This window comes from Rhodopirellula sp. UBA1907 (assembly GCF_002337565.1).
GTDB lineage: Bacteria > Planctomycetota > Planctomycetia > Pirellulales > Pirellulaceae > Rhodopirellula > Rhodopirellula europaea.
Window position 1 is genome coordinate 54,818 of the sequence record NZ_DDGH01000002.1, and the last position, 1,670, is coordinate 56,487.

The 1,670-nt window shown below is 56.8% G+C and carries 1 protein-coding gene and 1 pseudogene; one reads left to right on the forward strand and one right to left on the reverse strand.

All coding sequences use genetic code 11. The features are described 5' to 3' along the window. Positions 1–158: 158 nt before the first annotated feature. Entirely contained in the window at positions 159–1,154 is a 996-nt protein-coding gene (locus B2R17_RS00450; protein ID WP_286762398.1) for an adenosine kinase, read from the reverse strand. A 221-nt stretch (positions 1,155–1,375) separates the two neighbouring features. Here B2R17_RS00450 and B2R17_RS00455 point away from each other — a divergent pair. After that, positions 1,376–1,670, forward strand: a pseudogene (locus B2R17_RS00455) (glycoside hydrolase family 32 protein); the annotation flags it as partial.

Consider the following 1,670-nt stretch of genomic DNA (forward strand, 5'->3'; position numbering starts at 1 on the left):
TTCCTGGATGCGGACTACAAGAAACGAGCCGAACCTGCGGACGTTGTGGCTGCCGTGAAAAAGCTTCAGTAGCAGACGCCCATCCGACACAACGAAAAAACGCACCTGCGAGTTGCTCGCAGGTGCGTTTTCGTTTTGGTCATTGAGCAAGCTTCAGCTCACACGGTCAAATCAGTCAACTGTTTGACTTCTTCGGCGGTGAATGGCTTTGCCAAGCGAGCGCCCATTTGAGCGACCACACGAGCGGCGGCGTGCGAAGCCAAGTGGCCCGACTGACGCCAATCCAAACCGTTGGTGATGCCGTACAAGATGCCGCCGGCGTACATATCACCTGCTCCCGTCGTGTCGATCGCTTTGACCTTCACGCCTTCGACGGGAATCGCTTCGCCGCCGTGCATCAGGATCGAACCGTTTGGGCCAAGCGTCATGGCGACGTTTTCGGCCGACTCGTGAATCTTGTTCGCACAGGCAATGGCGTCATCCAGTCCGGTCAGGCTTTTGGCCTCTTCTTCGTTGCAGAAGAACAAATCGACGGGGCCGCGAATCAGGTCCCACATCTCATCCTTCATCATGTTGACGAGGAATGGATCCGAGGCGGTGAAGGCGACTTTGACATCGTTCTTCTTTGCCAACTCAATCGCTTTGTAAGCGGCCGCTTTGGTTTGTTCGCCGGTGAACAAATAACCTTCGATGTAGACGTACTTGCTGGCCGCGATCACATCTTCGTCGATGTCTGCTTCGGACAACGCGGTCGACGCGGCCAAGTTCGTCAGCATGGTTCGCTGAGCGTCTTCGGTGATCAACACGGCACACGTTCCGCTTGGCGTCTCAGGCTGCGGATCGACGTCGATGGTGACCCCGAGAGCCCGCAAGTCTTTCAAGAAAAATTGCCCGGTTTCGTCGTCACCGATCTTTCCAACGAACGCGGCTTTGCCACCAAAGTCCGCGACCGCAGCGATCGTGTTGGCGGCCGAACCACCTGCACAGCGAGACAGCGACGGCAGGTCAAATCGGCTCAGCACGGTCGCTTGTTTTTCGTCGTCGACCAGCGTCATGATGCCTTTGTCGAGCTTCAATTCCGACAGCAAGTCGTCGGCAACCATTGTCTGAATGTCAACGAGAGCATTGCCAACCGCGTAAACATCGTGCGTCATCAAATTCAACCAGAGAGAGAAAGAACGAGTTCGTCTGCACCCGCGAATTGGCTACCTCTGGGCAACTTCGCATCCGCCGGGCGGGCCCGCAGTGTACCCGCGAGAGACGGCTCCGCCAGCCAGCTATACTGACGCAGTTCCCCATCCCACCCCATCTGCCCCCACCATCTATGAACACCCCACATCGCCTTTTGGCTGCCATCACGACGGTTCTTGCTTGTGTGCTCCCGGCTTCCTTCGTCCAGTCACAATACGATCCTCACCCCGCCGGAATCGACTACCAAGAAGACTACCGCAATCAGTTTCACTTCAGCCCCAAAACGGAGTGGATGAACGACATCAACGCGTTGATTTACGCCGATGGCCAGTACCACATGCTGTATCAGTGGGGCAAAGCGATTCGCCACGGTGGCTATGCGACCAGCCCCGATCTGCTGCACTGGGAAGACGAAGGCGTTGCACTCATCCCGCAAGAATCGTTCTTGCCCGCCGAAGCCGAACGTAATGTCAGCGGAG